Origin of the sequence: Castellaniella hirudinis, from assembly GCF_047468865.1 — a bacterium.
GTDB lineage: Bacteria > Pseudomonadota > Gammaproteobacteria > Burkholderiales > Burkholderiaceae_B > Castellaniella > Castellaniella hirudinis_A.
On record NZ_JBLGTV010000009.1, the window covers coordinates 96,061 to 111,691 of the forward strand.

Genomic DNA, 15,631 nt, shown 5'->3' on the forward strand with positions numbered 1-15,631 from the left:
AAAATCATGAGCAGCACACCCACCCCCTCCAAAACCCCCGAGCGCATCGTCGTCAGCGCCGCCGACCTGCCGGTCTACTGCCCCGGCCCGGATGCCCCGCTGTGGCGCATCCACCCGCGCACCTACATCGAAGTCTTGAAAAGCGGCGTGGCCAAGTGCCAATATTGCGGCACCGAATACGTGCTGCGCGAAGGCGACCACCCCCACAGCCACGAACAGGCCGGCATCCGCCTCTGACGCCCGGCCCGGCTTTATTTCCTGAAGGGTTCAAGCAGCGCCCGGCGGTTTTCCTGCTGATCCCGCAATTCGCGGATCTGCATATCCAGGCGCGACTGCTCGTAAAAGTCCCGGGACAGGCTGCGCGCCTGCTGCAGGTGTTCCATGGCGGTCGGCAGCGCGCCGGTCTGCTGGAAATACTGCGCCATGGCCTCGTGCGCCCGCACCTTGTCGCCCAGACGCTCCAGGCCGTTGGCCAGGAGTTCCTGGAATTCCGGCACGTCCGGCCATTGCCGGACGGCCGCCTGCAAAAAATCAACCGCCGGCTGGTTTTGCCCCGCCGCCTGCAAGGCCCGCGCCCGCGCCTCGGCAACGCCCTGGTTTTCGGGCCAGCGTTTCCAGGCCTGCGCGGAAGCGTCCAGGACGGCCGCCGCGCCCTGCGGCTGCGCCAGGCGGATCAGCAGCATGTCCAACTGGGGCGACCCCTGGATGGCCTGCGCCTGGTCGGCCTGCCGCCGCGCCGCGGCGGGATCGCCGGCTTTCCAGTCGAGCCAGGCCAGGCCAAACAAAGCGGCGGCCCGGCGGCCAGGATCATGGTCCTCGCGGACATCGCTGCGAAAGGCCTGCCGCAGGCGCTGCAGGGCTTCGTTGCTGCGCGCCTGAATCAGCGCCAACCGCGCCCGGACAAACCAGAATTCGGGGTCTGCGGCCGCCGCCGGGCCGGCCTCGGGCCCCAGGCGATTTTCGAGATCGGACAGGCGCTGGATGGACAAAGGGTGGGTGGCGGCATAACCGCGCCCCGTCCCCTCGTTCAGGCGGGAAGCGTTCATCAGGCGCCGGAACATGTCCGGCATGCCCCGGGGATCGAACCCTGCGCGGCGCATCATCTGGAAACCGGCGCGATCCGCTTCTTGCTCGGCCCCGCGCGAAAACCCCAGTTGACGGTCGATCGTGGCGGCCTGGCCGAATGTCGCCACCCCCATGGCCAAGTCGCCCTGCCCGGCCAGGGCGGCCAACAAGGCCCCGATCAGACTGGCCACCATCAGGCCCGTGCCCTGGGCCTGCTGCGTAATCCCCCGGGCGATGTGGCGCTGCATGACGTGGCCGATTTCGTGCGCCAGCACCCCGGCCAGCTCGGATTCGCTTTGCGCGGCCAGCACCAGGCCGCTATGGATGCCGATGTATCCCCCCGGCAGGGCGAAGGCATTGATGGACGGATCGCGCACCGCGAAGACCGTGATGGCCTGGGCCAGCGGCTGCGGGGCCTGGGCGGCCAGCCGGCGGCCCAGGTCGGTCAGATACTGATTGATGTCCAGGTCGGCAATATAGGTCGGGTCGTGGCGGCCTTGCGCCATGATGGCCTGTCCCAGGGCGGCTTCCACCTGCGGCGAGAGCTCGGCGGCCGAAGCCGCCCCCATGGACGGCAGCCCCACGGGCTGCGCCCGGGCGGGGCCGGCGCAGGACACGGCCAGAGCCAGGCAAAGGGCCTGGGCCATGGATCGGCGTCGGATGGAAACCATAAGCAAGCGGATGAATGAAAACAGCGGACAAGCGCCGACGGACGCGGGCCGGCCCTCAGGCCACCCCGGCAAGGCGGCGGGCATCACGCGGCTGCCGCCGGCGAGCCGGCGGCAGCCGCCCTTTGGATGATAATCGCAACCAGCTGGCCAGCGCCACCAGCAACCCGAAGGTTTCCACCAGGGCCGCCGGCACCCACATCACCAGCCCGCCGATGGCCTGGTCGTCCAACGCGCTGAAGCCGGGCAGGGCGCGCCCGCAAAGATCAAACACGGGATAGAGGTCTGTGCTGGAAAACGCAATCCAGACGCCGGCCGCTATTTGCGGCAACATGGTCAGGACGGGCGAAACGATGCGCCCCCCGGGCCGCATCGCGGCGGGCGGCTGCGGCCGGCGATCCAGGATCAGATTCCAGTACAGCAGGCCGCTGATGACGACCGACCAGTTCATGAAACGGTAGATACGCCAATCGAGCATGGAATAAAACTGCACGGTGGGTTCCAGCCAGACCAGCACCAGCAGCACGAACAGCACGGGGATGAGGATGCGGTGCGTGGCCAGATGTTCCAGCCCGCGCACGAACCCGCGGCGGCGCGCCCCGGCCAGCCGCGCCCGCCAGGCCAGCGGCAGCCCGGCCCGCAGCACCTGGCCCGGATAGGCCGCCATGATCAGCAAAGGCCCCAGGTGGTGCAGCACCAGATGCTGGATACGATGGATGAAGAACATGCGCTCGGCGTAGTAATCCACGCGCGTATGCAGGGACAGGTACAACAGCAGCCAGCCGAGCCAGAACAGGCCCTGACGCAGCCGGCCCACCCGGTGCGCGCCCGCGCCGCGCACAAACAGCCAGGCCGTGGCGATGAACGCCAGCACCAGTGTGGGGGAGGCTTCCCAGGGTTGCAGCCAGGCCAGTAAATCCATGATGGGTTGAAACATATCGGCACAAAACACCGGCCCGGCGGCCGGCCTGGGGCGCGCCCATGGGGATCGGCGCCGCCCGGCGTAGACAAGGCCATGCGGCATGGCCACGGAAAACCCGCCCATTGTAATGGATCAGCCGCGTTAAAATGCCCTTTTCCCATTTTTCCACGCCTCCATGTCCGCCCCGACCTTCGACATTGCGATTCTGGGTTCCGGCCCGGTCGGCTGCGTGCTGGCCCTGAGCCTGGCCCGCCACGCCCCCGACCCCGGGCGCATCGTCCTGATGGGCCCGGCCCCGGCGGCGCGCCGGCCGGGACAATCCATCGACCCCCGCGCCCTGGCGCTGAACCACGGCAGCCGGCAGATGCTGCAGCCCCTGGGCGCCTGGCCCGCCCAGGCGGCCGACATCCTGACGGTGCACGTTTCCCAGGCGGGGCACCTGGGGCGCACCCTGATCGACCAGGCCGACCTGGCCGTCCCCCGGCTGGGCTGCGTCGTGACATACGACGACTTGCTGGACACCCTGCAGGCGGCCGTGCGGGCCAGCGGCGTCACGCGCATTCCGCAGCGCCCGCCCCGGCCCCTGCCCGGCCGGCCGGTGACCCTGCAGCTGGCCGACGGCCCGGCCCAGGCCCGCATCGCCCTGATTTCCGACGGCGCGCGTCCCCAGGGACTGCAGCGCCAATACCGGCAAAGCGCGGTTCTGGCCACCATCCGGGCCGCCAATCCAATCGCCGGGCGCGCCTTCGAGCGCTTTACCCGCACCGGCCCCCTGGCGCTGCTGCCGCACCCGGCGGGGACGGATCTCTACAGCCTGGTCTGGTGTCTCCACCCCGACCAGGCCCAAGCCCTGGCCGCCCTGCCCGACCCGGCCTTCGACCAGGCGCTGCAACAGGCCTTCGGACAGCGGCTGGGCTCCCTGCGGCGCATCGGCCCCGCCAGCACCTTCCCCCTGTCTCTGCACGCCGGCCCCAGCCTGCAAGGCCCGGGGGTCGTGGCAGTGGGCAACGCCGCCCAGACCATGCACCCGGTGGCGGGCCAGGGACTCAACCTGGGGCTGCGCGATGCCGCGCAGCTGGCCCACGCCCTGCAGCCCTGGCTGGCCGACCCCGCGGCCGACCCCCAGCCTCGGCTGATCCGCTACGCCCGGCAGCGCCGCCTGGATCGCGGCCTGACCATCGGCATCACCGACACCCTGCCGCGCCTGTTCGCCACCGCCAACCCGCTGGCGCGCCATGCGGGCGGCCTGGCGCTGGCGGCGCTGGATCTGATCCCGGCCCTGCGCAACCCGCTGGCGCGCCACCTGCTGCAGGGCCAGCGCCTGTAGGCGCGGGCATCCCATGCGCATCGGGCCCTGGACGCTCCCCCATCCGGTTTTCGCCGCCCCCATGGCCGGCGTCACCGACCGCCCCTACCGGCGCCTGTGCAAGGCCCTGGGGGCGGCCTATGCGGTCTCCGAGATGGCGGCCAGCAACCCCAGGCTGTGGGACAGCGTCAAGACATCCCGGCGGCTGGATCACGCGGGCGAGGCCGAGCCCATCGCCGTGCAGATCGCCGGGGCCGACCCCGACATGCTGGCCGAAGCCGCGGTCTTCAATATCCGCAAGGGGGCGCACATCATCGACATCAACATGGGCTGCCCGGTCAAGAAAGTCTGCCAGGTGGCGTCGGGCTCGGCCCTGCTGCGCGACGAGGCCCTGGTGGCGCGCATCCTGCGGCGCGTGGTGGCCGCCTGCGCCCCCCTGGGCATCCCCGTCACCCTGAAAACCCGCACCGGCTGGGACCGCGACAGCCGCAATGCCGTGCGCATCGCCCAGCTGGCGGAAGACTGCGGCATCGCCGCCCTGACGCTGCACGGGCGCACCCGCTGCGACCTGTACCAGGGCCACGCCGAATACGACACCATCCGCGCCGTGCGCCAGGCCATCCGCATCCCCCTGATCGCCAACGGCGACATCGCCAGCCCCGAGAAAGCCCGGCACGTTCTGGATTACACTGGGGCCGACGCCGTCATGATCGGCCGCGCCGCCCAGGGGCGCCCCTGGATATTCCGCGAAATCGCCTATTATCTGGCGCACGGCCAGCACCTGCCCGCGCCCACCTATGGCGAATTGCGCGAACACCTGCTGGGCCACCTGGAAGACCATTACACGTTTTACGGCGAGCACACCGGGGTGCGCACCGCCCGCAAGCATATCGGCTGGTATCTGGCCGGCCTGCCCGGCGCCGACGCCCTGATGCCCGCCCTGATGGCGCTGGACAGCACGGCGCAGCAAACCCAGGCGCTGCAGCGCTGGCTGGATGCCCGGCCCGCGCAAGCCCCCATCACGGCATCCGCCCTGTCAACACTCTCCTGACGTTTTACCTGAACCGCCACCCATGTCTACCACCACGCCTCTGGAACAAGCCGTCCGCGACCAACTGGACCAATACTTCGAAGACCTCGGGGACTCCATCCCGGGCGATATGCTGTCCATGGTCAATTCGTGCGTCGAGCGCACCGTCTTGCAGGTTGCCCTGGAACGCACCGCCGGCAACCAGACCCGCGCCGCGGAAATGCTGGGCATCACCCGCGGCACCCTGCGCAAGAAACTGCAGCTGCACCAGCTGTCCGCCTGATTTCTTACTTCCCTACTGCCACCATGACCATCCAGACTGCATTGCTCTCCGTGTCCGATAAATCGGGTATTGTCGAATTCGCCCAGGCGCTGGCCCAGCGCGGCGTGACGCTCCTGTCCACCGGCGGCACGGCCAGCCTGCTGCGGCAGGCCGGGCTGCCGGTCACCGAAGTCGCCACCCACACCGGCTCGCCGGAAATCCTGGACGGCCGGGTCAAGACCCTGCACCCGCGCATCCACGGCGGCCTGCTGGCCCGCCGCGACGACCCGCAACACATGCAAACCCTGAAAGACCAGGACATCCCGCCCATCGACCTGCTGGTGGTCAATCTGTACCCCTTCCAGCAGACCATCGCCCGGCCCGACTGCATTCTGGCCGACGCCATCGAGAACATCGACATCGGCGGGCCGGCCATGCTGCGCTCCGCCGCCAAGAACCACGGCTCGGCCCAGGGCGGCGTCACCGTGGTGATCGATCCCGCCGACTACCCCCGCGTGCTGGCCGACATGGACGGCCCCGCCCGCCAGCCCGCCTACGGCCTGCGCCTGGAACTGGCCGCCAAGGTCTACGCCCACACGGCCGCCTACGACGGCGCCATCGCCACATACCTCAGCAGCCTGGCCGACGCCGAACCCGCCCCGGCCCAGGTGCCCGCCCGCGAGCCCTGGCCCCGCGTGCTGACCGTGCAGATGCAGCGCCAGCAAGCCTTGCGCTACGGCGAAAACCCGCACCAAGGGGCCGCGTTCTACCACGACCGCGACATCGGCGAAGGGCTGCTGGCAGGCTATCAGCAAATCCAGGGCAAAGCACTGTCCTACAACAACATCGCCGACGCTGACGCAGCCTGGGAATGCGTGCGCAGCTTCGACGCCACCGCCTGCGTCATCGTCAAGCACGCCAACCCCTGCGGCGTGGCGCTGGGCGCCGATCCGCTGGCCGCCTACCAGCAGGCCTTCAAGACCGACCCCACCTCGGCCTTCGGCGGCATCATCGCCTTCAATGCCCCGGTGGACGAAGCCACGGCCCAGGCCGTCAGCCAGCAGTTCCTCGAAGTCCTGATCGCCCCCGCCTATACCGGCGCGGCGCTGGCCGTGCTGGCGGCCAAGAAAAACGTGCGGGTGCTGCAGCTGCCCGTCGGCACGGCGCGCAACGCCTACGACGTGAAGCGCGTGGGCGGCGGCTGGCTGGTGCAAGACCCCGACGGCCGTCCCCTCGACGCCGCCGACGTCCGGGTCGTCACCCAGCAAGCCCCCACCGACGCCCAGATGCAAGACCTGCTGTTCGCCTGGAACGTCGCCCAATACGTCAAATCCAACGCCATCGTCTTCTGCGGCCAGCGCATGACGCTGGGCGTGGGCGCGGGCCAGATGAGCCGCATTGATTCCGCCCGGATCGCCGCCATCAAGGCGGAAAAAGCCGGCCTGACGCTGCAAGGGTCCGCCGTGGCGTCAGACGCCTTCTTCCCGTTCCGCGACGGCCTGGATGTGGTGGCCGACGCCGGGGCCACCTGCGTCATCCAGCCCGGGGGCAGCATCCGCGATGATGAAGTCATCGCCGCCGCCGACGAGCGCGGGATCGCCATGGTCTTCACCGGCACCCGGCACTTCCGCCACTGATGCGCATCCTGGGCGTCGATCCGGGCCTGCGGCGCACGGGCTTCGGCATTATCGAAGCCCAGGGCAGCCGCCTGCGCTATGTCGCCAGCGGCACTATCGTGGTGCCGCCCGGCCTGCCGCTGCACGCCCGGCTCAAGGTCATCCTGGACAATCTGCGCGAGGTCGCCCGCGACGCGCAGCCCGACCAGGCGGCACTGGAAAAAGTGTTCCTCAACACCAACCCGGCTTCGACGCTGCTGCTGGGCCAGGCCCGGGGGGCCGCGCTGTGCGCCCTGGCCGACAGCGGCCTGGCCGTGCAGGAATACACCGCGCTGCAGATCAAGAAAGCCGTGGTCGGCACGGGACGGGCGTCCAAGGAACAAATCCAGGTCATGGTGCGTCACCTGCTGACCCTGGACGGCACCCCCGCCCCGGACGCCGCCGACGCCCTGGCCTGCGCCATCTGCCACGCGCACTGCGCCCCGCTGGCCGCCCGGCTGCAATCCCTGGCCCCCGGGACACTTTCAACCCGGGGCCGGCGTCTGCGCACCGGCCGGCTGGTATCCTGATCGGGCACGCCCGCTTTTTTCGGACATGCCCGCCGTTTTTCCCCCACCCACCACACGGAGCCTGCCATGATCGGCCGCATCACCGGGACCCTGATCGAACTGAGCCCCCCCACCGTCTGCGTGCAGGCCGGCGGGCTGGGGTACGAGCTCGACGTCCCCATGAGCACCCTGTACAAGCTGCCCGCCATCGGCCAGACCGTCACCCTGCACACCCACCTGGCGATCCGCGAAGACGCCCATGTTCTATACGGATTTTCCTCGCCCGCCGAGCGCCTGGCGTTCCGGGCGCTGATCAAGGTCACCGGCATCGGCGCGCGCACGGCCCTGGCGGTGTTGTCGGGCCTCAGCGTCGAAGACCTGGCCGACGCCATCGACCGGCAGGAATCCGGCCGCCTGATCAAGGTGCCCGGCATCGGCAAGAAAACGGCCGAGCGCCTGCTGCTGGAACTGCGCGACAAGCTGCCCGCCCTGGCGGGCGGCCCGCGCGCGGACGGCAGCCCCGCCCCCGCCGGCTCGGGCGACGTCCTGAACGCCCTGCAGGCCCTGGGCTATTCCACCGCCGAGGCCCGCCGCGCCATGGCCGCCCTGCCGGACGGCCTGACCGTATCGGACAGCATCCGCCAGGCCCTGAAGGCCTTGTCGAAGGCTTGAGGCGGGCGGCGCGATGCACGACCAGACGATTCCCCTGTGGGACGAAACCGGCGAACCCCTGCCGGACACGGCCGCCCCGGCGCGGACAGCCCCGGCGCATCCCGCCGCGGCACCGCTGTCCGGCCGCCACGCCACGGCCCTGGACGCCCTGCGCGACGTCTTCGGCTACGATGCCTTCCGGGGCGAACAGCAAGCCATCATCGAGCACATCGTGTCCGGCGGCAATGCGCTGGTGCTGATGCCTACGGGCGGGGGCAAATCCCTGTGCTACCAGATCCCGGCCCTGGTGCGCGCCGGCACGGGCGTGGTGGTGTCGCCGCTGATCGCCCTGATGCAGGATCAGGTCGACGCCCTGCAAGAACTGGGGGTGCGGGCCGCCTTCCTGAATTCCAGCCAGACCCTGTCCCAGGCGCGCGAGGTAGAGCGCGCCTTCCTGCAAGGCGCGCTGGACTTGCTCTACGTGGCGCCCGAGCGCCTGCTGACGCCACGCTGCCAGGATCTGCTGGATCAAGGCCGGATCGCCCTGTTCGCCATCGACGAAGCCCATTGCGTTTCGCAATGGGGGCATGATTTCCGCCCGGAATACCAGGGCCTGGGGCTGCTGGCCGAGCGCTGGCCCGACGTCCCCCGCGTGGCCCTGACGGCCACCGCCACAGACGCCACGCGGCGCGACATCGTCCAATGCCTGGCGCTGGACGACGCCCGGCAGTTCGTGGCCAGCTTCGACCGGCCCAACCTGTGCTACCGCATCGTCGAAAAACAGGAAGTCCGCCGCCAGCTGCTGAACTTCATCCAGGCCGAACACAGCGGCGAATGCGGCATCGTGTACGCCCTGTCGCGCACCCGGGTCGAGCAGACGGCCGAATTCCTGGCGCGCCACGGGATCACGGCCCTGCCCTACCACGCGGGCCTGGACAGCCACACACGGGCCGAGAACCAGGCCCGCTTCCTGCGCGAGGACGGCATCGTGATGGTGGCCACCATCGCCTTCGGCATGGGGGTCAACAAGCCCGACGTGCGCTTTGTGGCGCACATCGACCTGCCCAAGTCCATCGAGGGCTATTACCAGGAAACCGGGCGCGCCGGGCGCGACGGGCTGCCCGCCGACGCCTGGCTGGCCTACGGCCTGCAGGACGTGGTGCAGCAGCGCCGCATGATCGACGCCTCGGAAGGGGATTCCCTGCACCAGCGCCGCCAGGTGCGCCAACTGGACGCCATGCTGGCCCTGTGCGAAACCGTCACTTGCCGGCGCCAGGATCTGCTGGCGTATTTCGGCCAGGCCATCGCCCCGTGCGGCAACTGCGATACCTGCCTGGAGCCCCCGGCCGCCTGGGACGGCACGGTGGCCGTGCAAAAACTGCTGTCCGCCGTGTACCGCCTGTGGCGCGAACGCGGCCAGCGCTTCGGCGGCGGGCACGTCATCGACATTCTGCGCGGCCAGTCGACCGACCGGATGAAGCAGCACGGTCACGAGACCTTGAGCGTGTTCGGGGTGGGGGAAAACCTGTCGGTCGAGGCTTGGCGCAGCGTCCTGCGCCAAGCCTTGGCGCTGGGGCTGCTGACGGTGGATCTGGAAGGCTACGGCACGCTGGCGCTGACGGAAGCCAGCCGGGCGGTGCTGAAAGGGGAACGCACGCTGATGCTGCGCCCCCTGGCGGTGAAAAAAGCCAAGGCCAGCCGCCAACGCACCACCACGGCGGCCCAACTGGATGCCCTGCCGCCGGATGCGCTGGCGCGCTTCGAGCACCTGCGGGCCTGGCGGGGACGGGTGGCGCGCGAACACAGCGTGCCGGCCTATGTGATTTTCCACGACGCCACCCTGCGCGAGATCGCCCTGCGCAACCCGGATTCTGTCCAGGCGCTGGCGGGGATCAGCGGCGTGGGGGCGCGCAAGCTGGAAACCTACGGGGCGGATGTGGTCGACTGCGTGCAGCAGATCCGCGACTAAGCCGCCGAGAGGCCGGCTCGCGGCGGCGTCCTCTTGCGTAGATCGCCGGCCAGTCCGGCAAGCCGGGCGGGCAGCCGTCCGCCGCAAACCGCGTGCCGCGCCGGCGGCGCTGACGTCGATTCTACGACGCTTTTGGTCGTTATCAGACAATATCGCCCCCGGCTTACTCCATAAACTGGTTCTTGCTGGCCTTCCGCCCACACGGAAATGGCCACGACGACAAAATAGTCATCCAGAGACTGCCATGCCGGGGCTCGGGATGACCTCATCGCAGGCGCCCATCGACAAGAGGCCGACCGCCCGGGGCGCTTGAAAAACCCGCAGGAGACAACCATGCAAAAAGGTTTTGGCAAGAGCAGTAGTCTATCCCGTCGAGAATTCGTCAAGAAAATGGGGGGTGCCGCCAGCTTGGCGGCGGCGGCCAGCCTGCTGCCATTCGGGGCGGCCCGGGCGCAGGACAGGTTGACCATGCTGACCTGGAACGGCTTTGCCGAGCCCGAAGTGGTCGGCGACTTCGAGCGCCAGCACGGCGTGAAGATCCGCGCCAAATACTACACCGGCGGCGACGAGATGCTGGCGCTGATCTCCCAGTCCCCGCCCGGCACCTACGACATCATCCTGGCCGACGGTGAATACGTCCAGCAATTGCGCACCGCCGGCTACATCGAGACACTGAACCCCGCGGATTACCCCTTCAACGACTTTTTCCCCGAATTCCGACGTTTCCCGATCCTCTGGAACGGCGACGACATGGACGGGCTGCTGATGCGCTTCGGCTTTCTCGGCGTGTCCTTCAACACCAAGTTCATCACCGACGAACAAGCCAGTTCCTACGAGATGTTCTGGGACAAGAAACTGAAGGGCAAAGTGGCGCACTTCGACTGGCACCTGCCCAACCTCGGGCAGATCAGCCTGCTCAACGGCAACCCCAGCCCCTTCGATCTGGACGCCGCCGCCTGGCAGAAGGTGCAAGAAAGAACCACCAGCCTGCGGCCGCAAATCGCGGGCTTTTTCGGCTACGGCGGCACGCTGTCCTCCCTGAAGACCGAGCAAGTCCATGCCATGCTGGGCATCGGCGACTGGATCACCGGCCTGCTGGCCCGCAGCGGCGGGCCGTTCAAGACCGTCGTCCCCAAAGAAGGCGGCCTGCAATGGAACGAATGCCTGTGCATCGGCAAGAACACCCAGAATGCCGAGTTGGCCACTAAATTCCTCCAGTACATGGTGTCGCCCGAGGGGCAGGTTCGGGCCGCCACCATGCGGGCCTACCCGGCCCTGATCCCCAACGAGGAAGGCTGGAAACTGCTGGCCAAGGTCAACCACGGCGCGGCGCAATACCAGAACATGCTGCTGGACGAGTACAACGTGATGAACGTCATCCGGGAGGGCCGCATCCACAACCGCCAGCTGCCGATCCAGCAATCGCTGCAGGATTGGAACAACTTCTGGCAGCAATACAAGAACGCCTGATCGGCACATCCCCAGGGGTGAACCGGCGCCACGGACGGGGGCCGATACACCCGCCATTCCCCGCCCAGGACGGCGGTTGGCCCGATCCGCGCCACGACGCGCGAGCCGGGCCGGCCGCCGCCGCTACCGGAGACTTCCATGATCAGCGAGATGCGTGTGTCCAAACAAACTCTCATCCCCCAGGAAAGCGGCCGGGCCGGCGCTTTCCCGCAGCCCCAGCGCACGTCCGCCCTGGGCGGGCGCGTCTATACCGCCCTCCTCAGCCTGCCGCCTTTCATATGGCAACTGCTGTTTCTCGTCCTGCCCGTCGCCTTCCTGTTCATCATCACCTTCTGGTCGGTCGAATTCTTCCGCTTGAAGCCGGATTTCACCCTGGCCAACTGGGCCTTCATCTACAGCCGGGCGTATTTCCAGGATGCCTACCTGCTGACGTTCGGGCTGGCCGCGCTGGCCACGGCCGTGATCAGCTGCCTGGCCTTTCCCTGCGCCTACGCCATCGCCTTCAAGCTGCGGCCGGCCGCGCGGCAGCTGGCCTTTCTGCTGCTGATCCTGCCGTTCTTCACCAGCTACCTGGTGCGCATCTACGCCTGGCAGGTGGTGCTGGCCGATTCCGGCGTGATCAACGCGGTGCTGGGCCTGTTCGGGCTGCCGGCCGTGACGATCCTGAACACCCTGGGCGGCACGCTGGTGGGCTACGCCACACTGTGTCTGCCCCTGGTCACCCTGCTGCAGCTGCTCAGTCTCATCTATGTCGACCGCAACCTGATCGAAGCGGCCCACAACCTGGGCTGCGGCCGGCTTGAAACCATCTGGCGCGTGGTCATCCCCTCGGCCCGGATCGGCATCGTGATCGCCGCCTTGTTCTGCTTCATCCTGACCTTCGGCGACTTCGTCAGCCCCCTGTATCTGGGCGGCGGACTGCAGACCATGTTGAGCACCGTCATCATCGACACCGTCAAGTCCGGGCAGCAATGGCCGCAAGCCGCCGTGGTGGCCGTGACGATGATCCTGACCCTGCTGGCGGTGGCCCTCGCGGGCATCTGGCTGGCCTACCGGAGAACGACATGAACCAAAACCGCTGGATCGACAATACCCTGCGCGGCTACGTGGGCCTGGTCTTCCTGTTCATCTTCACGCCCATCGTCGCCAGCTTCGTCTTTTCCTTCAACGCCGACCGCTTCCCCACGCTGCCGCTGGGCGAATTCAGCCTCGACTGGTATCGCGCCATCTTCGACGACCCGGAAGTCTGGGAAGCCTTCCGCAACAGCCTGCTGGTGGGGACGACGGCGGCCTGCGCCTCGACCCTGCTGGGCTTCTGCGCCGCCTATACGGATTACCGCTACCGCTTCTTCGGCAAGTCCGTCTACCTGGTTCTGGCCCTGCTGCCGCCGACGATTCCGGTCATCATCATGGGCTTGGCGATGCTGGCCTTCCTCTCGCGGGTCAGCCTGTCGGGCGATACCGGCGCCGTCATGATCAGCCACATCGTGATGTGCACGCCCTTTGCGATGGCGGTCATCCGCATGCGCCTGGCCCTGATGCCGGAAGACCTGGAAGCGGCGGCCTGGAACCTGGGGGCCGGCCAGTGGCGCGCCCTGTGGCACATCATCCTGCCCTTCACCGCCCCCAGCATCGGCGCCGCCCTGTTCGTGACGATGGCGGTCTCCTTCGACGAATACGCCGTGGCCTGGTTTGTCTCCGGCCTGGATCCGACCGTCCCCGTCAGCATCCTCACGACGCTGCAGGGCCGGGTCAGCCCGACCATCAACGCCATCGGCTCCATCGTCTTCACCATCACCATGACCCTCGTTATCCTGGCGCAAGTGCTGCTGCTCAAGCGAGGGAAACCCAGCCCACAACAAAACCCGGCCTCGGCCGACGGGAGCAAGCAATGAGCAGACCTCTGGTTGAACTGGACGGCGTGTCCAAACGCTTCGACGATTTCGTCGCCGTGCAATCCATGGATCTCAACATCATGGAAGGCGAATTCCTGGCGATCATGGGTTCCAGCGGGTGCGGCAAGACCACGACCCTGCGGATGCTGGCGGGGCTGGATCAGCCGACCGGCGGGGAAATCCGCCTGAACGGCGAGCCCATCAACGCCTTGCGCACCTGGGAGCGGGACACGCCGCTGGTCTGGCAGAACCTCGCCCTCTTTCCCTTCCTGAACGTGGTGGAAAACGTGGAATTCGGCCTGCGCATGCGCGGCGTCGGCAAGGCCGAACGCCGCCGCCGGGCGCTGAACTGGCTGGGCAAGCTCGAACTCGGCGAATTCGCGCACCGCAACATCGCCCAATTGTCCGGCGGCCAGCGCCAGCGGGTCGCGCTGGCCCGGTCCCTCGTGACCGAACCGCCGATCCTCCTGCTGGACGAGCCCCTCAGCGCCCTGGACGCCAACTTGAAAGTCCACATGCAAAGCGTGCTGACCGCCCTGCAGAAGGAAATCGGCATCACCTTCGTCTATGTCACCCACAGCCATTCAGAAGCCTTCGCCATGGCGGATCGCGTGGTGATCATGAGCAAAGGGAAAGTCGAGCAGGTCGGCAGCCCGCAGGAAATCTACACCACCCCCTGCAACCGCTTCGTGGCCGAGTTCATCGGCGGGAAAAACATCATCGAGGGCCACGTGGCCGAGATCTCGGGCACCCAGGTTCGGGTCGATTCCCCGCACGGACGCTTCACCGCCCAGGCCGCCCCCGGCCGGACTCTGTCCGGCAACGAGGCCGTGGCGGTGTGCGTCGGCGCCGAACACCTGCGCTTCGCCCGGGCGGGCGACGCGCACCCCGGCGACAACCAACTGCGCTGCCGCGTCGTGGGCGAGGAGTTCGTGGGGGCATTCATCACCCTGTACCTGAGAACGGAAACCGGCCTGGACGTGCAAGCGCAAATCCCCCACAGCGAACGCGCCGGCCTGCCGCTGGAAGACGGGGTCTGGCTGCACGTCGGCTGGCCCGCCGAGGCCAGCCGGATTCTTCGGCAGACCTGAGCCCGGACACCCCCCGCGCCGCAAAACGCGCGGGGGATTTTTTCAGGTGAACAACTGCCCTTCGGCCCCGCCGGAGGGCGCCTGCAGGCCCAGGTGCTGCCAGCAGCGGCGGGTGGCCATGCGGCCCCGCGGGGTGCGCTGCAGATAGCCGTGCTGGATCAGGTAGGGTTCGATCACGTCTTCGATGGTGTCGCGTTCTTCGCCGATGGCGGCGGCCAGGCTGTCCACCCCCACCGGCCCGCCGTCGAACTTATGGACGATGGCTTCGAGCAGCTTGCGGTCCATCAGATCCAAGCCCTGGGGGTCGACTTCCAGCATGGCCAGGGCGGCCTGGGCGGTGGCCGTGTCGATGCGGCCCTGGGCGCGGACTTCGGCGTAGTCGCGCACCCGGCGCAGCAGGCGGTTGGCGATGCGCGGCGTGCCGCGTGAACGGCGGGCGATTTCCGCCGCGCCGTCGGCCGAGGCGTCGGCCCCCAGCAGGCCGGCGCTGCGCCGCACGATGTGGGCAAGGTCTTCGGCGGAATAGAATTCGAGCCGCGACACGATGCCGAAGCGGTCGCGCAAGGGGTTGGTCAGCATGCCCGCGCGCGTGGTGGCCCCCACCAGGGTAAAGGGCTGCAGGTCGATCTTGACGCTGCGGGCGGCGGGGCCTTCGCCGATCATGATGTCGATCTGGAAGTCTTCGAGCGCGGGATAGAGGATTTCTTCGACCACCGGCGACAGACGGTGGATTTCGTCGATGAACAGGACGTCGTTGCGTTCGAGGTTGGTCAGCATGGCGGCCAGATCGCCCGGGCGTTCGAGCACGGGGCCGGAGGTCTGGCGCAACTGCACGCCCATCTCGTGGGCCACGATATGCGCCAGGGTGGTCTTGCCCAGGCCGGGAGGGCCGAACAGCAGAACGTGATCCAGGGACTCGCCCCGCTGGCGGGCGGCGGCGATGAAGATGTCCAGCTGTTCGCGCACGCGCTGCTGGCCGACGTAATCGCCCAGGGACTTGGGCCGCAGGGCGCGCTCGATGGAGTCTTCGGCGTGCGAGGCGACGGCCGGCGCCACCAGGCGGGGCTCGGGGTGTCCGGCGGACAGGGAATCTGCTTGTATGGCCATGAGCGCGCAATGACTGTTGATAGACACAGTA

15 protein-coding genes are annotated in these 15,631 nt (G+C 68.4%); 12 read left to right on the plus strand and 3 right to left on the minus strand.

Translation table 11 applies throughout. The annotated features are described in order from the left end of the window. Window positions 1-6: 6 nt before the first annotated feature. Window positions 7-237, plus strand: coding sequence for a zinc-finger domain-containing protein (locus ACMHYJ_RS11930; protein WP_414246395.1), 231 nt, complete (start codon window positions 7-9; stop codon window positions 235-237). 14 nt (window positions 238-251) lie between these two features. Here the strand turns inward: ACMHYJ_RS11930 and ACMHYJ_RS11935 are convergent, their stop codons facing one another. Further along, a complete protein-coding gene (locus ACMHYJ_RS11935; protein WP_414246396.1) occupies window positions 252-1,712 on the minus strand; it encodes a M48 family metalloprotease in 1,461 nt (486 codons plus the stop codon). A 79-nt stretch (window positions 1,713-1,791) separates the two neighbouring features. Continuing rightward, the gene (locus ACMHYJ_RS11940) at window positions 1,792-2,655 is read right to left on the minus strand and encodes a cytochrome c oxidase assembly protein (protein ID WP_414246421.1); all 864 of its coding nucleotides are present in this window, start codon (window positions 2,653-2,655) and stop codon (window positions 1,792-1,794) included. A 175-nt stretch (window positions 2,656-2,830) separates the two neighbouring features. Between ACMHYJ_RS11940 and ACMHYJ_RS11945 the strand changes: the two genes are divergently transcribed. From ACMHYJ_RS11945 to ACMHYJ_RS11995, 11 genes are all read left to right on the plus strand, one after another. After that, on the plus strand, window positions 2,831-3,982 hold the full coding sequence (locus ACMHYJ_RS11945; RefSeq protein WP_414246397.1) for an FAD-dependent monooxygenase: 1,152 nt from the start codon (window positions 2,831-2,833) through the stop codon (window positions 3,980-3,982). Window positions 3,983-3,995: 13 nt separating this feature from the next. Then, window positions 3,996-5,012, plus strand: a complete 1,017-nt coding sequence (gene dusB / locus ACMHYJ_RS11950) for a tRNA dihydrouridine synthase DusB (RefSeq protein WP_414246398.1) — start codon at window positions 3,996-3,998, stop codon at window positions 5,010-5,012. Between the two features lie 22 nt (window positions 5,013-5,034). Then, on the plus strand, window positions 5,035-5,274 hold the full coding sequence (locus ACMHYJ_RS11955) for a helix-turn-helix domain-containing protein (protein WP_414246399.1): 240 nt from the start codon (window positions 5,035-5,037) through the stop codon (window positions 5,272-5,274). A gap of 23 nt (window positions 5,275-5,297) precedes the next feature. Continuing rightward, complete coding sequence (gene purH, locus ACMHYJ_RS11960; protein WP_414246400.1) at window positions 5,298-6,890, plus strand: bifunctional phosphoribosylaminoimidazolecarboxamide formyltransferase/IMP cyclohydrolase; 1,593 nt, start codon at window positions 5,298-5,300, stop codon at window positions 6,888-6,890. Beyond that, window positions 6,890-7,438, plus strand: coding sequence for a crossover junction endodeoxyribonuclease RuvC (ruvC, locus tag ACMHYJ_RS11965; protein WP_414246401.1), 549 nt, complete (start codon window positions 6,890-6,892; stop codon window positions 7,436-7,438). The genes purH and ruvC overlap by 1 nt, the downstream gene beginning before the upstream one ends. A 66-nt stretch (window positions 7,439-7,504) precedes the next feature. After that, a complete protein-coding gene (ruvA, locus tag ACMHYJ_RS11970; protein ID WP_414246402.1) occupies window positions 7,505-8,089 on the plus strand; it encodes a Holliday junction branch migration protein RuvA in 585 nt (194 codons plus the stop codon). Between the two features lie 13 nt (window positions 8,090-8,102). Further along, on the plus strand, window positions 8,103-10,037 hold the full coding sequence (gene recQ, locus ACMHYJ_RS11975; RefSeq protein WP_414246403.1) for a DNA helicase RecQ: 1,935 nt from the start codon (window positions 8,103-8,105) through the stop codon (window positions 10,035-10,037). Window positions 10,038-10,370: 333 nt separating this feature from the next. Continuing rightward, on the plus strand, window positions 10,371-11,507 hold the full coding sequence (locus tag ACMHYJ_RS11980) for a spermidine/putrescine ABC transporter substrate-binding protein (protein WP_414246404.1): 1,137 nt from the start codon (window positions 10,371-10,373) through the stop codon (window positions 11,505-11,507). A gap of 156 nt (window positions 11,508-11,663) precedes the next feature. Further along, entirely contained in the window at window positions 11,664-12,575 is a 912-nt protein-coding gene (locus ACMHYJ_RS11985) for an ABC transporter permease (protein ID WP_414246405.1), read from the plus strand. Beyond that, window positions 12,572-13,402, plus strand: coding sequence for an ABC transporter permease (locus ACMHYJ_RS11990; protein ID WP_414246406.1), 831 nt, complete (start codon window positions 12,572-12,574; stop codon window positions 13,400-13,402). Before ACMHYJ_RS11985 ends, ACMHYJ_RS11990 begins: the two co-directional genes overlap by 4 nt. Next, window positions 13,399-14,493: an ABC transporter ATP-binding protein gene (locus ACMHYJ_RS11995; RefSeq protein WP_414246407.1), complete on the plus strand. Its 1,095-nt coding sequence runs from the start codon at window positions 13,399-13,401 to the stop codon at window positions 14,491-14,493. Before ACMHYJ_RS11990 ends, ACMHYJ_RS11995 begins: the two co-directional genes overlap by 4 nt. 42 nt (window positions 14,494-14,535) lie before the next feature. Here the strand turns inward: ACMHYJ_RS11995 and ruvB are convergent, their stop codons facing one another. Further along, the gene (gene ruvB, locus ACMHYJ_RS12000) at window positions 14,536-15,600 is read right to left on the minus strand and encodes a Holliday junction branch migration DNA helicase RuvB (RefSeq protein ID WP_414246408.1); all 1,065 of its coding nucleotides are present in this window, start codon (window positions 15,598-15,600) and stop codon (window positions 14,536-14,538) included. Window positions 15,601-15,631 lie beyond the last annotated feature (31 nt).